Origin of the sequence: Planomicrobium stackebrandtii, assembly GCF_030814955.1 — a bacterium.
GTDB classification, from domain to species: Bacteria; Bacillota; Bacilli; order Bacillales_A; family Planococcaceae; genus Planococcus; species Planococcus stackebrandtii.
Window position 1 is genome coordinate 334,283 of sequence record NZ_JAUSWB010000002.1, and the last position, 16,057, is coordinate 350,339.

Here is a 16,057-nt window from a genome sequence, read left to right on the forward strand (position 1 = left end):
TCCAATATCATAAAAAAAATCGCGGTTACAGATCCGCGAGTTTTTGGTTTAATTCCGCAAGTTGTAGTTCCATTTTTTCCAGACGCAATTCTGCTTTCTCCACCATACCGGCGTGTCCAGTTGTTTCGAGCTTTTCGATATCGCCTTGATGGCGGACATAGTCCATCTTAAGCTCAGCAATTGCGTATTCCAATTCCTGCTTGTTCACAAAATCACCCTTATTTTTCTATCATTGTAACACAAAATCACAAAAGTTGAATCTTTAACGATTTTCCTTCACTATATAAAACCTGTATAATTCCAAAAAAGATTAAAAGGACGTGACAAGCCATCGATAGTTTATTATTCGACTTAATGCTCATTATTTTTCTGGGAGTGCTCTCTCAATGGATCGCTTGGCGTCTTCAGCTTCCGGCAATCGTACTAATGTCGATTGCCGGACTCCTGGTGGGACCGATTCTGGGGATCATTGATCCTGCTGAAAGTTTTGGAGAACTGTTCAATCCTTTCATTTCATTAGCAGTCGCCATTATCCTCTTTGAAGGCAGTCTGAACTTGAACTTCAAGGAAATCCGTACCTTTGGCAAGCCGATATTGCGAATTGTTACGCTGGGTGCGTTTATCGCTTGGATTGTTGGGTCTCTGGCGGCACATTATATCGCTGGCTTATCGTGGGCAGTGGCATTTGTCATTGGCGGACTGTTTATCGTAACGGGCCCTACCGTAATCTTGCCGCTGCTTCGGCAGGCCAAATTAAAAACGCGTCCTGCTGCAATCCTGAAATGGGAAGGCATCGTTGTGGATCCGTTTGGTGCGCTACTCGCTTTGTTCGCGTTCCAGTTCGTGCTGTTCGCAATTGGCGATGAAACAGCGGCCGCTTTTGGGCTGTTCTTCTTGGCTTCCTTGTTTTCAGTCGCGCTCGGTGCCGGTGCTGGCGGATTGATGGGGATGTTGTTCGAGAAGGGGCAGGTTCCAGAATTTCTGAAAGCGCCTATGGTATTCGGAGTGGTCCTGCTGACGTTTGTGGTGTCGGATATGGTCATGCACGAAACCGGGCTTTTGGCAGTTACGGCTATGGGCATGGTCATGGCCAATATGAACATTGCTTCAATCAATGACATGCGCCATTTTAAAGAAAATATTTCGGTTCTCTTGATATCCAGTATTTTTGTCATGCTGACCGCTTCGTTAAGTCTTGATGTGTTGATTGAAATCTTCAATTGGCAAATCATTTCATTTGTTTTGGCAACGCTGTTTGTCGTCCGGCCGCTGTCGATCTGGTTATCGACAATCGGTACCGACCTGACGATTCAGGAGAAAACGCTGGTTGGCTGGATTGCGCCGCGCGGCATCGTGGCATTGACAGTTTCCGGTTATTTCTCGGGAGTGCTGCTTGAGGCGGGATTTGCAGATGCAGAACTGCTGACGGCCCTGACTTTTGCGCTGGTTTTTTCTACCGTTATTGCGCACGGTTTTACGATTGGCTGGCTGGGCAGGAAGCTCGGTCTTGCTAGTGCAGAAGAGCCGGGCATCATTATTGTGGGCGCCAGCCGGTTTGCTGTAAAGCTTGGCGAAGTGTTGGCTGATCTCAATAAAAATGTCATGATTGTAGATCCTTCCTGGGGCAGCCTGCAAGGAGCGCGGCAAGTCGGTTTGACGACCTATGCAGGGGAGATCCTGTCAGAGCATACTGATTATGAAGTGGAAATGACAGCGTATGAAACGATGATTGTTGCGACGGAAACCGATTCTTATAACGCGCTGGTCGTTAATAATTTTGTTCCTGAATTAGGGCGTACAAACTTGTACCAGACGGCTATTCATGAAGGGGACCCGGCCGATTTCCATTCTTCTTTAAGCGGCCGGACTTTGTTCGGGGACCAGTGGAACATCCATGAGCTGGAAAGAAAAGCCGAGCAGGGCTACACAATGCGCAAGACGCAATTGACAGAGCAGTTCAGCTACGAAGATTTTCTGGAAAAATGGACGGATGACACCATCCCGCTCTTTGTTCAACGGCCACAAGGCAAAATTGAATTTTTTGCTGAAAGCAATAAACTCGAGCCCAAGCCCGGGGATGCAATCATCAGCTTTACGTCACCTGCCCGTCAATCGGACCGTACGCAGGAGCGCCTGGAGAACAAGCGCTTTAAAATCGCCACTCAGACTAAAGCATGAAATCATTCGCTTTTAAGCTTTTCGATGCGTATTGTGAAACAGGGTTTGTTATGATGAAAACAAACGGATCATTGCATGCAATGATACGGCTTGGCACATAAATAACTGGTATTCCACGCATTTTGAGGAGGACATAGGATTATGAAGATTTTATTAGTCGATGGAACGATTCTCGGGAGCAAAACCGGCGCCATTTTGGAGCAGGTGCAAACCTATATTCAAGAATTCGCTCCTGAAATGGAATTAAAGATTTTAAAGCTGGCCGATTACGACCATCAGTTTGTCGATGGGCGGCCGCTCGGCGAATACAATGACAGCATGCAGGAAATTGTCCGCCGCTTTGAGGATGCAGACGGCTACATCATCGCGTCGCCGATCTTCCAAGGATCGATTCCAGGTGTCTTGAAAAACACATTTGATATGCTGCACCCGCGTACGATGCGCTACAAACCGGTATCCATCGTTGCAAATGGCGGCACGTATCAGCATCACTTAGTCATCGAAAACCAGCTCAAGCCGATTCTCGACTACTTCCGCTGCCTGGTGACACCGAACTACGTCTACACACACACCAGCCATTTCGACGACACCAACACCATCATCAACGAAGACGTCCACAACCGCCTGCGCGAATTGGCACGCGTCTTCGTGCAATATGCCGAGATGAGCACGCATTTGTCGAAGGAAACGCTGGATAATCCATGATTGATTGAGAAAACCTCCCTTTGTGGGAGGTTTTTTGGTTTATGATCCGCTGTGGTTAAAATATGTTCCGTTAGCCTGGAAATACGATCCGTTGCAACTCATTTACGACCAACTGAGTCATAAATACGATTTTGCTGCCTATTTGGTTTTATTCCGCAAATCCATTTCGGGAATCAAATATCTGAGGCTTCTATGAGTGCCAACAGTTTCGAAACTGCAGCGCTTTAGTATTTTCACTGCATTCGATCTTGATTCCATCTCCGTGAACCTTCGGAATTCCTGATTGGATATCGTGCTTCCTATCAACAGGCGATAATCCTGCAATGCCAATAAATGAGCATCCTGCTGCCTATTGCTGCAATTCAGGCAACGCCATAAATCGCGAGAATAAACCATTTTCGAAAAAGAACAGGCGGAACAAAAAACACCAGTTTGCAATGGGTAGGGTATGGATTCGTGCTGATAGGGTGCGGGAGGACATTGATGAGCCATTAGAAGGTCACATAGTTGAGGAACGTCAAATGAAGGATAGGTGGTGTACTGTTCAATCAGTTGATCTAATACGAATGGTAATCCGGAGAGGTGGACAACTCGTCGTTCTACAGCTTTGAGTTTAAGGATGCTGGAGGGATTGGTAAATACAACGATGCCGATAACAGGGATTTTGTAATTTGTCAGTTGCCGAATCTTTTTTTCATGGCGATACAGCTGATCGTCCGGATTTCTCATGCCAATTGATTCAGAGTGCAATGTACGAGTAAATTGACGGGTCGTCCCGTCCATTTCAATGACTCCACCGATATTTTTAATTTCGATGATGGCAATGAATTTTGAGAAGACGCAGATGGCATCCATTTGATGAGAAGTGGTGACATAATCAGGGATTACTCTAAAATTTTCATCGCTCGTATAATCGAGCCACATCCGGTCAAACCAAGTTTCGCCGGCATAGCCAGCAGTCCAGGTCCTCACTTTTTCTTTCACATCGGCATAGGCTGGATGAAAGGAAGGAGTGCGGGCCAGCAGGGCTTCCAAATAGATAAGGATATTGGGGCGTCGGCGTTCAATCAATTGCATTAACATCATTCCTTTCAAGAGAGTTGAAATTAATATAGCCTTGCCAGTGAATGAAATCAAGAATATTTTGAGTTAATTTTGGAAAAGCTGGCTTTACGATCCATTGCGAATGAAATACGTTCCGTTAGTTCTGAAATACGATCCACAGGTGTGCAAATGCGTTCCATTGAACAAAAAATACAATTCTGCCGCATCTTTTTCCTTTAAAATCAGAAAATGTTACAATAACCACATCAGAAATGAGGGTGAATCTAAATGAAATCAATCGTTTTAGCAGAAAAGCCATCCGTGGCGCGTGATATTGCACGCGTTCTTGGATGCGAACAAAAAGGCAACGGGTATTTGGAAGGCAAACAGTATATCGTCACGTGGGCGCTTGGCCACTTGGTGACGCATGCGCAGCCGGAGCAATACGACAATGACTTCAAGGAATGGAAGATGGATACGCTGCCGATCATTCCAAAACCGTTCAAACTGGTACCGATCAAGCAGTCGATGAAGCAGTTCAATGCCGTCAAGTCGCTCTTGCAGCGCGGCGATGTCAACGAAGTCATCATCGCGACAGATGCCGGGCGCGAAGGCGAGCTGGTAGCGCGCTGGATCCTGGAGAAAACGAATACGCGCAAACCCTTGAAGCGCTTGTGGATTTCGTCGGTTACTGACAAAGCCATTAAAGACGGTTTTCAAAACCTAAAAGACGGCCGTGCCTATGAGAATTTATTTGAAGCAGCTGTGGCGCGTGCAGAAGCGGACTGGGTCGTAGGCATCAATGCGACGCGCGCTTTGACCGTCAAATACAATGCGCAATTGTCGACTGGCCGTGTGCAGACGCCGACACTTGCAATGATTGCCGAACGCGAACAACAGATCCGCAATTTCCAGCCGAAGCCGTATTACGGAATGCAAGCCATCACTGATAAGGCAGCCTTCACCTGGACGGACGGCAACTCGACGCAATCCTTCGATAAGGACAAAGTCGACCGCCTATTTGATAAACTTCAGAACACGCATGAAGGAACAGTGACGGATATCAAAATTTCGCCGAAACGCCAGCCAGCACCGCCTTTATTCGACTTGACCGAGCTGCAGAAAGAAGCCTACAAGCGCTACAGCTGGTCGGCGAAAGAGACGCTAAATACGCTGCAAAGCCTATACGAACGCTATAAAATTGTGACTTATCCGCGGACCGACTCAAAGCATTTGACGAGCGATATGCGCGATACATTAAAAGACCGCGTCAAAGCCGTGCAGATGGGACCTTACCGCAGTCTGGCTGCGATGATTTTGAAAAATCCGGTGGCGCCGCAAAAAGGCGTTATTGATGATGCCAAAGTTTCCGATCACCACGCTATCATCCCGACAGAGGAAACGCCGCCGCTGCACGATTTGTCCGATAAAGAGATCAAATTATACGACATGATCGTCAAACGCTTTCTTGCGGTATTCTACCCGCAGTACGAATATGACCAAACGACGGTCAAGCTGACTGCCGGCGGGGAAACCTTCCAGGCAAAAGGCAACACGATCCGCAATGAAGGCTGGAAACGCATCTACAAGGATGAAGGAGACGACAACGATACGACGCTTGCGCCGTTTGAAAATGGACAGAAGCTGGCGATCAAAGGCATCGCCCTGACTGACGGGAAAACCAAGCCGCCCGCTTTTTTCAATGAAGGAACACTGCTTGGCGCCATGGAGAACCCGGCGCAATTCATGAGCGGCGAATCCAAAGAACTGATCCAGACACTCGGTGAGACGGGCGGGCTCGGAACGGTTGCGACGCGTGCCGATGTTATCGATAAATTGTTCAATACGTTCTTGATTGAGAAAAAAGGCAAGGATCTGACAATTACATCGAAAGGCCGCCAACTGCTGGAGCTTGTCCCGGAAGACTTGAAGTCGCCGAAGCTGACAGCCGACTGGGAACAGCAACTGACCAAAATCGCCAAAGGCCAAATGAAGAAAGAAGCATTTATGACAGAAATGATCGCCTTTGCCGAAAAGTCAGTGTCGGACATCAAAAAGAGCGACAAGAAATTCAAGCATGACAACATCACCGGCAAAATGTGCCCGGATTGCGGCAAACCGCTTCTTGAAGTCAACGGCAAACGCGGCAAGATGAACGTCTGCCAGGACCGCGACTGCGGATACAAAAAACAAGTGGCGATGCAGACCAATGCGCGCTGCCCGAATTGCCACAAAAAGCTGGAAATGCAAGGTGAAGGAGACGGCAAGATTTTCGTCTGCAAATGCGGACACCGCGAAAAACTGTCAGCCTTTGAAAAACGCAAAAAATCCGGCCAATCCAAAGCCAATAAAAAAGACGTTAATAAATACTTGAACCAGCAAGACGAGGCGCCGCAAAATACCGCGATGGCGGATGCGCTGAAAAAGCTATTGGGCCAAACTGAATAGGGTGGTATGCTGAGGAGAAAAGAACTTCGAAGCAAGGAGAATTCGCCATGGCTAAGAAAATTGCAAAAACCAATGCAGCACGCATGCTCGACAAAGAAAATGTTCCTTATGAATTGCTCAACTACAGCACGGAAGACGGCAAAGTGGATGGCGTTTCCGTTGCCGCTAAAATCGGTTTTTCTGCCGAACTGGTCTACAAAACCTTAGTGGCAATCGGTGCATCGAAGCAGGCCTATGTTTTCGTCATCCCGGTTGTGGAAGAGCTGGATCTAAAAAAAGCAGCTAAAGCGGTCGGCGAAAAGAAAATCGAGATGGCACCGGTCAAGGATATCCTATCATTGACCGGATACATCCGAGGGGGCTGTTCGCCGGTCGGAATGAAAAAACCGTTTCCGACTTTTGTTTCGGCCGAAGCTGAGCAATTGCCTGAAATGATCGTGTCTGCCGGCAAAATCGGCATGCAGCTTAAACTGGCTCCAGCTAGACTGACAGCTGTAACAAATGGCCAATTTGCTGAATTGACAGCGCCAAGTCAATGAAGCTTCCATCCGTTCTTTTTGAATGGGTGGATTTTTCATATCACAATAGAAGAAAGAAGGATTTGGATGAAGCGTTCGCTGTTTTACCGCTGGTTGTTTTTTATTGTCGGATTGGTTGTGCTGGCTCTTGGGTTTACCATGACCATCAAAGGGAGCAAGTTGGGCATTGGCCCATGGGATGTGCTGCATGTCGGGCTGTATTTGAATTTCGGTTTGACGATCGGAACCTGGTCTGTCATTGCTGGCTTTACGCTGATCGCTTGTACGGCTTTCTTCACACGGAAAATCCCACAAGTTGGCACCTTCTTGAACATGCTGCTGGTTGGCATTTTTATTGATATTTTTAATTTCCTCATTCCAGATATTCAGACGCTGGTCGGGCAAATCCTAATTTTATCAGCTGGCATTGTTGTTTCGGGGTATGGCGTAGGCTTGTACGTATCGCCGAAAATTGGTGCTGGACCGCGGGACAGCCTGATGATGCTGCTGGTCAATAAAACAGGGCTCAGCATCAGCGTGGTTCGGGCAGGCATCGAAGTGGGTGTTGCGTTGCTCGGCTGGCTGCTGGGGGGACCTGTTGGCATCGGAACCATTGCGGTCGCCTTGCTGACGGGCAGAATTGTCCAAGTTTCCTTGCCGCAATTTGAAAAATTGCTGGTGACGCTCATCGGCAAAAAAGAAGAGGTTCCACCGATTCTCAAAATATAAGTAAACGGAGCTCCATCCATCTTTTCTAAAGAAATACCAACTTCCTTTTCGAATCAATGAATTCTTCAGTGATATTGCCCGAAACGGCAAGCCAGGCGCAAATAGCCTGGCTTTTTTTGCGGAATCTGAGCAGCAAAGCCTTTGGAAAACCTCTATTCAAGAACCGTTTCATATAGTTGAAACTGCTGCCGCAATATGTTATAAATAAAGCCGAGTAACTCTATTGGTTTTGTTGAATATAAACAAAAAGGAGCATTTTTATGGGAAGAGAATTTGTGGAAATATTTGATGAGTGGGTTCATACGTATGACGATTCAGTCAGTGGAAAAGACGAGGAGTACAGGGATGTATTCGTAAAATATAATGAGATTCTGCAGGCAGTAGCTGATGCAACAATTGGACCGGTTGTAGAGTTTGGTGTTGGCACCGGCAATTTGACCGAAAAACTTTTGGCCAGAAGGCTGGAAGTGGTGGGCGTTGAACCAAATGAAGCCATGCGGAAAGCAACGGCAGAAAAGTTAGCGGACCTGACGCTCATTGACGGTGATTTTTTAGAATTTCAAGCAGGCATCAAACCGCAAAGCTTTGTCAGCTCATACGCGTTCCATCACTTGACGGATGCCGAAAAAGCACAAGCTTTCAAAATTTATGCGGAGCAATTGCCGGCAGGCGGTAAAGTGGTTTTTGCGGATACCTTGTTTGCTTCAGAGAGTGCTAAAAAGGAAATCGTTGCATTTGAACAAACAAGAGGTCATGCTAATCTAGTAGAGGACTTGAACCGTGAATATTACACAACGGTTCCTGTCATGGAAAAGCTGGCCACGGATGCAGGGTTTACGGTAAAATTGTCGAGGATGAACAATTACGTATTTCTGATTGACGCAACTAAAAAATAAGGAGCGATTTAGATGAAAAAAATGAATGTTGAAAGCTTTAACTTGGACCACACAAAAGTAGTAGCACCATATGTACGTTTGGCAGGAGAAAAAACTGGAGCCAAAGGCGATACGATCCGCAAATACGATATTCGTTTCAAGCAGCCGAACAAAGAACACATGGATATGCCTGGGCTTCATTCGCTTGAGCATATGATGGCTGAACATAGCCGCAACCATTCGGAAGACATTGTCGACATTGGGCCGATGGGCTGCCAAACTGGCTTCTACTTGTCTGTCATCAATCACGACGATTATGAAGATGTTCTCCGCATTTTGGAAAATACATTAGAAGACGTTATCGAAGCAGACGAAGTGCCGGCCTGCAACGAAGTGCAATGCGGTTGGGCTGCAAGCCATAGCCTTGAAGGGGCAAAAGAGTTAGCACGTGAAATGCTGGAGAAAAAAGACCAATGGCGCCAAGTTTTCGCAGATGAAGCGATCTAAGGAGAATAACGATGAAATATGTTACTGAAATTCAGCAGTTGATCGGCAACACGCCGCTGTTGGAATTGACACACAGTGAAATTCCGAACGGCTGCCGCATTTTTGCCAAGCTAGAGTATTTTAATCCAGGGGGCAGCGTCAAAGACCGTTTGGGTGTGTCGCTGATAGAAGATGCCGAAGAGCGCGGGTTGCTCCAACCGGGCGGGACGATGATTGAGCCGACGGCCGGCAATACCGGCATCGGACTTGCCATCGCCGCAATCGGCAAAGGCTACCACGTGAAATTTGTCGTGCCGGAAAAGTTCAGCCAGGAAAAGCAGGGACTGATGCGTGCATTGGGAGCAGAAGTCATCAATACGCCGACCGAAAAAGGCATCAAAGGCGCAATTGCCAAAGCCAAAGAACTGGTGGAAGCGGAAGGGGCATTTTCTCCTTCTCAATTTTCCAATCCCGCAAATCCGGAAACTTATGTCCGGACACTTGGACCCGAGGTATGGGAAGCGTTGGAGGGCAATATTGACGTTTTTGTTGCGGGAGCTGGATCCGGCGGCACTTTTATGGGCACCGCACGTTATTTGAAATCCAAAAACGAAGCCATCAAAACAGTCATTGTGGAACCGGAAGGATCGATCTTAAACGGCGGTCCATCAGGGCCACATTTGACGGAAGGCATCGGCATGGAGTTTTTGCCGGATTATATGGATGACCGCTATTTTGAAGCCATCCACACCATCCTGGATAAAGAAGCGTTCATGGCCGTCCGCGAGCTGGCGAAAAACGAAGGTTTATTAGTGGGAAGCTCTTCAGGCGCCGCCTTTGTGGCAGCGCTGCGGGAAGCGGAAGTTGCGAAACCGGGAAGCCATATTGTGACTGTGTTTGCAGACTCGAGCGAACGGTATATGAGCCAAAATATTTATGGCAGAAGTTTTGAGGAGGATCAGCAATGAAACCAAAAACAAGATTAATCCACGGCGGCATCGTTGGAGATGAAGCAACGGGCGCCGTATCCACACCAATTTATCAGGTCAGTACGTACAAGCAGGAAGCGGTTGGCAAGTTTAAAGGCTATGAATATTCACGGACGGGAAATCCAACCCGCCATGCACTCGAGGAATTGATTGCAGATGTGGAATTCGGCCACGCCGGCTTTGCGTTCGGCTCAGGAATGGCCGCCATTTCGTCAGTGATGATGATGTTTTCAGCAGGAGACCATGTTGTTCTGACAGATGATGTCTACGGTGGAACTTACCGTGTTATCAACAAAGTGCTAAACCGTTTTGGCTTGGAATTCACATTTGTCGATACAGGAAATTTAGCGGAAGTGGAAGCGGCAGTCAAAGAAAACACGAAAGCGATTTTCATTGAAACGCCGACCAACCCACTATTGAAAGTAACGGATATCGAAGCAGTCGCAGCCTTCGCGAAATCGAAAGGCTTGCTGACGATTGTCGACAACACATTCATGACGCCATATCTGCAGAACCCGATTGCTTTGGGTGCTGATATTGTCGTCCATAGTGCGACCAAATATATCGGTGGACACAGTGATGTTGTCGCGGGACTGGTAGTTGTCAATTCAGCAGAATTGGCCGAAGAGGTCCATTTTGTCCAAAATTCAATCGGCGCCATTTTAGGGCCGCAGGATTCATGGCTGCTGATCCGCGGGTTGAAAACATTGGGCTTGCGCATGGAAGAAGCTAATTCCAATGCACAGAAAATTGCTGAGTTCCTGGAAGGGCATGACGCGGTTGGCAAGGTCATTTACCCAGGGCTTGAAAGCCATCCAGGACGCGAATTAATGCAGAAACAGGCAACTGGTTTTGGCGGTATGATTTCGTTTGATGTAGGCAGCAAGGAAAAAGCCGGTGAACTTTTGGCCAAGCTGAAATACTTCACGTTAGCTGAAAGCCTGGGTGCTGTTGAAAGCTTGATTTCCGTGCCGGCACAAATGACGCATGCTTCGATTCCAATCGAACGCCGCGGAGAGCTGGGCATTGTCGAAGGGCTTGTCCGGATTTCAGTCGGTATAGAAGATGTTGAAGATTTAATAGAAGATCTGGAAAATGCATTAAAATAAGTGACTAACCGCCTATGCCAGGCGGTTTTTTCTTTTTCTCTTTTCTTTTTCCGACTCTATTTAACTAACGGCGAGCCAGGAATATAACTCTAATCGCCTGTAATTTCGTGACTCGAAATATATCTTCTTCCCTATTCTTCAGACTATTCTGTCATGGTAAGATTTCCAAAGAAATAATATTCTGACAGTTCGAAAGGGGATGCAACATGAAGAACAGCAAATGGATATCGATTTTGTCGGCTAGTGCGTTAACCTTATCTTTATTCGCGCCAGCAGCTGCAGCGGCACCAACCGAGGCAGTACCAACAGCGAATGACTGGAACAGTGAACGATACGGGGACCGGATCGATATCGATCAAAGCCTGAATGAGTTGACGCAAGATGCAAACTTCAAAAAAGAAGCGGATAAAAAGATAAAAGCGCAGGCTGATGATGTGACAGGCGAAACGTCTGAAGCGGCAGCCGAGGGGACATTTACATACGATGGCGGTACTAAACTATTCTTGGACCGCAATTTAGCTTTTAAAGAATTTACACTGCGTAGTGTCGGAGATAATGTAGAGATTTGGGTAGCCAAAGATTTGGCTTATGGGCCGGATAATCCGAGACCCGCTGATGTGGTGACGCAAGGTCAGGTAGATAAATTGCGTGACGAATTCGAAGGCAACATCTATCCAGTTGCGACTGATTTCTTCGGAACACCAGATGAGCTGGATGGCTCCAACTCGCCGCTTCCTGGCATGGTGGGTCTACCTGAAGGCTATTACGAAGGATCCGATAAAGTCATCATGCTGGTTGATAACGTTCAGGATGAAGGCTGGAACAACCCAAGCTATCCATTCTTTGTGGCCGGCTTCTTCTGGCAGACACTTGAAAACTACACAGACCGCAACATCATCACAATTGATACGAATTCTTGGGAAACTCGCCTTGAAAATACGTTTTTTGCAACGACAATCCATGAATTGCAGCATTTGATCCAAGCAGATAACGATGGATCTGAAGAAACCTGGTTGAATGAGGGCATGTCAACATTCTCTGAGTTTCTTGGCGGCTATGGCCACGGTGAAGGATCGATCAACTTCTATTTGGATCATCCAGAAAACTCTCTAGTAAACTGGGATGAACATGGTACGGCAGCAACTGGACCTGAAACAATTGCAGATTATGGCCAGGTCTACTTGTTCACTCTTTACATGTACGACAAATTTGGACAGGAATTTATCCGTGAGCTAGCGACAGATGGCGACACTCAAGGAATGGCGAGCGTCAACAAAGTGCTGCAAGACTATGGAACCAATAAGACATTCACAGAAGTTTATCAAAACTTCATGACGGCGTTGACTTTGGACAATTCAGACGTCAGCAGCGATTACAATATCGACAGCATCGACCTGCGCAGTCTGCCAGTTGGCACTGCCGGCGAAGTACGCGGCAAAACAGTAGACTTTGAAAAAGCGAAAACTTTTGAAAAAGAAGGCGTTCCAGCATGGGGCGGTGACTTTAAAGAATTCAACTTTGGCAAAGATGTTCGCGGTTTGGAATTTGACGGCGTTGATTTCCTTCCTTTGCAATGGGAGACTGCTGCAAATCCATTAGATGCTTCTGAACAAGTATTGCACGCCAACAACGGCGACGAAGCGGACCAGGCATTGATTTTCGGGGCAACTGTTCCAGCAGATAACCCGGAGCTGACGTTTGACCATTATTACGATATTGAAGAAGGCTGGGATTATGCTGTAGTTCAGGTTTCGACTGATAATGGTGAAACATGGACGTCTCTTGAAAATGACAACACGCGCAGTGATGTCGTAGAAGAGGGTTACCCGACAATCAAGGAAAATGTACCAGGTTTCACTGGCCACAAATTGGATTGGTCTACAGAAACATTTGATCTTTCAGCGTATGCTGGACAAGACGTATTGGTGTCATTCCGGAACTTGACCGACTGGGGCTATAACGATACAGGATGGTTCATCAAGAACGTTCAATTGGGTGATTTCTCGGCTGACGGATCTTCAACAGAGGCTTTCCAGTCATTAGGCCAATTGAAAGGTGACTATGTAAATTTCACCACAACATTTATCCAAACGAAGAAAAACGGCAAGGAACGTGTCTTCCATGTTGATCCTTACAACGTAACGGAAAAACAGGCGCTTGATTTGCAACAGGTGCTTCGCGAAGGCAATGTCAAAATGATCACTTCCTATGCTGCGGAAGAAGGACAGAAAGAAGCGAAAGAATTCACGTACGAAGTGATTTACAAGACGGACAACCCAAACAAAGGAAAAGGCAATAACAAAGGCAAAAAATAAGGCGAAAAGCGGACCCCGGTCCGCTTTTTCTTTTGGAGAAAATTGCCGTTATGGTAAGATGGAAACTGAAATCGTTTGTGAAAGGAAGAGGACATTGTCAAAAAAATTAGATGCATTTTTAGATGAAAACTTAACAGAACTAAAAGAACAAGGCCTTTACAATGAGATTGATCCGGTTGAAGGACCGAATGGCGCGATCATAAAAGTTCGCGGCAAAGAATTGATCAATTTATCTTCGAACAACTACTTGGGGCTTGCGACCAACGAAGACTTGAAAAGAGTGGCAAAAGATGCCATCGATAAATACGGAGTCGGCGCAGGTGCGGTCCGGACAATCAACGGAACGCTTGATCTGCATGTGAAATTGGAAGAAAAGCTGGCCGAGTTTAAAGGCACAGAAGCTGCTATTTCCTATCAGTCTGGATTTAACTGCAACATGGCAGCTATTTCAGCTGTTATGGATAAAAATGATGCCATTCTGTCCGATCAGTTGAACCATGCATCAATCATTGATGGCTGCCGCTTGTCAAAAGCGAAAATCATCGCGTTCAAACATTCTGATATGGAAGACCTGCGCCTAAAAGCAAAAGAAGCAACAGAGTCAGGTCTCTACAATAAAGTTATGGTCATCACAGACGGCGTTTTCTCAATGGATGGCGATATTGCCAAGCTTCCGGAAATCGTGGAAATCGCGAAAGAATTCGACTTGATTACGTATGTGGATGATGCACACGGTTCAGGTGTTACTGGAAAAGGGAAGGGAACCGTGAAGCATTTCGGTCTTGAAAAAGAGATCGACATGCAAATGGGGACCTTGTCTAAAGCGGTCGGCGTTGTCGGCGGTTATGTAGCCGGCAAGAAAAATCTCATTGATTGGCTGAAAGTCCGTTCACGTCCATTCCTATTCTCGACAGCGGTAACTCCTGGCGACGTTGCAGCCATCACAGCAGCGGTACAGATGATCATCGACTCAACAGAATTACATGATAAGTTATGGGACAATGGCGATTACTTGAAGAAAGGCCTCGATGCATTAGGTTTCGATATCGGCCATTCAGAAACGCCAATCACGCCTTGCATCATCGGCGACGAGAAGCTGACGCAGGAATTTTCCAAGCGTTTGTTCGACGAAGGCGTTTATGCCAAATCGATCGTCTTCCCAACCGTTCCAAAAGGCACTGGACGCGTCCGCAATATGCCGACAGCTGCCCACACAAAAGAAATGTTAGATGAAGCCATTGCGACGTACGAAAAAGTCGGCAAAGAATTGGGCGTTATCAAGTAATAGACGAAAACACGCTGGGCACATGCTGCCCGGCGTGTTTTTATTTCCAAATATAACCTATACAGTCCGGATGTGGTGATATACTGTCCAACCGGAGAAAATACTGTCCAAACTCCGTCAAATACTGTCCGAAACGGCCGGAATACTGTCCAAAGCCAATCCATGCGCCTCAAAGTAGATCGCGGCGAACATTTTCGCTGTCACCAGCATCGCGGTTTCATTAAAATCGAAGTTTTCGTGATGATGCGGGTAAACGGCATCACCGTCTTCCATTTTGGCTCCGACAAAAAAATAAGCTCCGGGCTTTGCCTGTGTAAAATAAGTGAAATCTTCGACCGGCATGACCGGATCGATTTCCACGACGTTTTCTTCACCTATCAACTTGCGACCAGCGCTGCGGATCAGATCAGCTTCGGCCGGATGGTTCCAGAGCGCATCATAGCCGTTTTCAATAAACACTTCAGCCGTGGCACCCATCGCGGTGGCGACGTTCTCCACAATGATCCGCAGACGCTGGCTGGCAAGTTTGCGCAGCTCGGGATCAAACACGCGGATCGTGCCTTCTAATACAGCTTTTCCCGGAATAACGTTGTCCGCATCGCCTGCATGAAACTTGCCAATCGAGACGACCAATTCTTTCAGCGGGTCAGCATTGCGGCTGACGATCGATTGCAACGCGATCATGATATGGCTGGCGGCCAAAATCGGATCGACGCCGTTATGCGGCTCTGCTCCATGAGCTCCAGAACCGTGGACGACGATTTTAACGGTATCTTCGGAAGCTTGTAAAAAGCCGTCACGCAAATAAATGCTTCCGCTGTCCAGTTTGCTTTGCAAGTGAGCGCCGTAAACAGCATCTACACCATCCAAACAGCCGTCCTCAATCATGGCACGTGCACCGCCGGGCGACAATTCTTCACCGAATTGATGGATCAGCACAATGCTGCCCGCCAATTCGTTCTGAATGGCCATCATCGCTTTCGCAAAGCCCAGCAAAGCGGCAGTGTGTCCGTCGTGTCCGCATGCATGCATGACGCCGGGCACAGTGGATTTATAAGATACATCTTTTTGGTCGTCGATCGGCAGTGCATCGAAATCTGCACGGAACGCAATTGTCTTGCCAGGCTTGCCGCCACGGATTGTCCCAACAACTCCGCGTCCGCCAACACCACGGCGAACATCTACGCCCATCTCTTCCAGTCGATCTGCAATAAAAGCCGGGGTGGCCGCTTCTTGATGCGACAGCTCGGGATGCATATGCAAATGCCTTCTTGTGTCCACCATTTCTTTGTACAGCGATTCAATGTGCTGGGTTATTGTCATTTCTTAAAACTCCTTTGGCTATAAAAATATAATATCAATCAGTCCTAAATTTC

Annotated in this window: 14 protein-coding genes; 11 read left to right on the top strand and 3 right to left on the bottom strand. The window is 47.1% G+C overall.

The window, feature by feature from the left end:
* Positions 1-25: 25 nt before the first annotated feature.
* Complete coding sequence (locus QOZ98_RS05210; RefSeq protein WP_142827060.1) at positions 26-208, bottom strand: SE1832 family protein; 183 nt, start codon at positions 206-208, stop codon at positions 26-28.
* 146 nt (positions 209-354) lie between these two features.
* Between QOZ98_RS05210 and QOZ98_RS05215 the strand changes: the two genes are divergently transcribed.
* Together QOZ98_RS05215 and QOZ98_RS05220 are read left to right on the top strand one after the other, a co-directional pair.
* Complete coding sequence (locus tag QOZ98_RS05215; RefSeq protein ID WP_308786436.1) at positions 355-2,178, top strand: cation:proton antiporter; 1,824 nt, start codon at positions 355-357, stop codon at positions 2,176-2,178.
* Between the two features lie 141 nt (positions 2,179-2,319).
* On the top strand, positions 2,320-2,883 hold the full coding sequence (locus QOZ98_RS05220; protein ID WP_308786437.1) for an NADPH-dependent FMN reductase: 564 nt from the start codon (positions 2,320-2,322) through the stop codon (positions 2,881-2,883).
* A 138-nt stretch (positions 2,884-3,021) separates the two neighbouring features.
* On the opposite strand, the gene QOZ98_RS05225 is transcribed toward QOZ98_RS05220, so the two are convergent.
* Positions 3,022-3,960 (bottom strand): nuclease-related domain-containing protein, encoded by a 939-nt coding sequence (locus QOZ98_RS05225; RefSeq protein ID WP_308786438.1) that lies wholly within the window; start codon positions 3,958-3,960, stop codon positions 3,022-3,024.
* Between the two features lie 255 nt (positions 3,961-4,215).
* On the opposite strand from QOZ98_RS05225, the gene QOZ98_RS05230 reads away from it, so the two are divergent.
* From QOZ98_RS05230 to QOZ98_RS05270, 9 genes are all read left to right on the top strand, one after another.
* A complete protein-coding gene (locus QOZ98_RS05230) occupies positions 4,216-6,375 on the top strand; it encodes a DNA topoisomerase III (RefSeq protein WP_308786439.1) in 2,160 nt (719 codons plus the stop codon).
* Positions 6,376-6,422: 47 nt separating this feature from the next.
* Positions 6,423-6,914 carry a Cys-tRNA(Pro) deacylase gene (ybaK, locus tag QOZ98_RS05235; RefSeq protein WP_308786440.1) on the top strand — a complete coding sequence of 164 codons (492 nt, stop codon included), beginning with the start codon at positions 6,423-6,425 and terminating at the stop codon, positions 6,912-6,914.
* A 66-nt stretch (positions 6,915-6,980) separates the two neighbouring features.
* Complete coding sequence (locus QOZ98_RS05240) at positions 6,981-7,622, top strand: YczE/YyaS/YitT family protein (protein ID WP_308786441.1); 642 nt, start codon at positions 6,981-6,983, stop codon at positions 7,620-7,622.
* A 260-nt stretch (positions 7,623-7,882) separates the two neighbouring features.
* Positions 7,883-8,518 (top strand): class I SAM-dependent methyltransferase, encoded by a 636-nt coding sequence (locus QOZ98_RS05245; RefSeq protein WP_308786442.1) that lies wholly within the window; start codon positions 7,883-7,885, stop codon positions 8,516-8,518.
* Between the two features lie 12 nt (positions 8,519-8,530).
* On the top strand, positions 8,531-9,004 hold the full coding sequence (locus tag QOZ98_RS05250) for an S-ribosylhomocysteine lyase (protein WP_308786443.1): 474 nt from the start codon (positions 8,531-8,533) through the stop codon (positions 9,002-9,004).
* A gap of 11 nt (positions 9,005-9,015) precedes the next feature.
* Positions 9,016-9,951, top strand: coding sequence for a PLP-dependent cysteine synthase family protein (locus tag QOZ98_RS05255; RefSeq protein WP_308786444.1), 936 nt, complete (start codon positions 9,016-9,018; stop codon positions 9,949-9,951).
* Entirely contained in the window at positions 9,948-11,081 is a 1,134-nt protein-coding gene (locus QOZ98_RS05260) for a bifunctional cystathionine gamma-lyase/homocysteine desulfhydrase (RefSeq protein ID WP_308786445.1), read from the top strand. The genes QOZ98_RS05255 and QOZ98_RS05260 overlap by 4 nt, the downstream gene beginning before the upstream one ends.
* Positions 11,082-11,287: 206 nt before the next feature.
* Positions 11,288-13,396 (top strand): immune inhibitor A domain-containing protein, encoded by a 2,109-nt coding sequence (locus tag QOZ98_RS05265; RefSeq protein ID WP_308786446.1) that lies wholly within the window; start codon positions 11,288-11,290, stop codon positions 13,394-13,396.
* A 94-nt stretch (positions 13,397-13,490) separates the two neighbouring features.
* Entirely contained in the window at positions 13,491-14,681 is a 1,191-nt protein-coding gene (locus QOZ98_RS05270; protein ID WP_308786447.1) for a glycine C-acetyltransferase, read from the top strand.
* 117 nt (positions 14,682-14,798) lie between these two features.
* Here the strand turns inward: QOZ98_RS05270 and QOZ98_RS05275 are convergent, their stop codons facing one another.
* Positions 14,799-16,004 (bottom strand): M20 metallopeptidase family protein, encoded by a 1,206-nt coding sequence (locus QOZ98_RS05275; RefSeq protein ID WP_308786448.1) that lies wholly within the window; start codon positions 16,002-16,004, stop codon positions 14,799-14,801.
* Positions 16,005-16,057 lie beyond the last annotated feature (53 nt).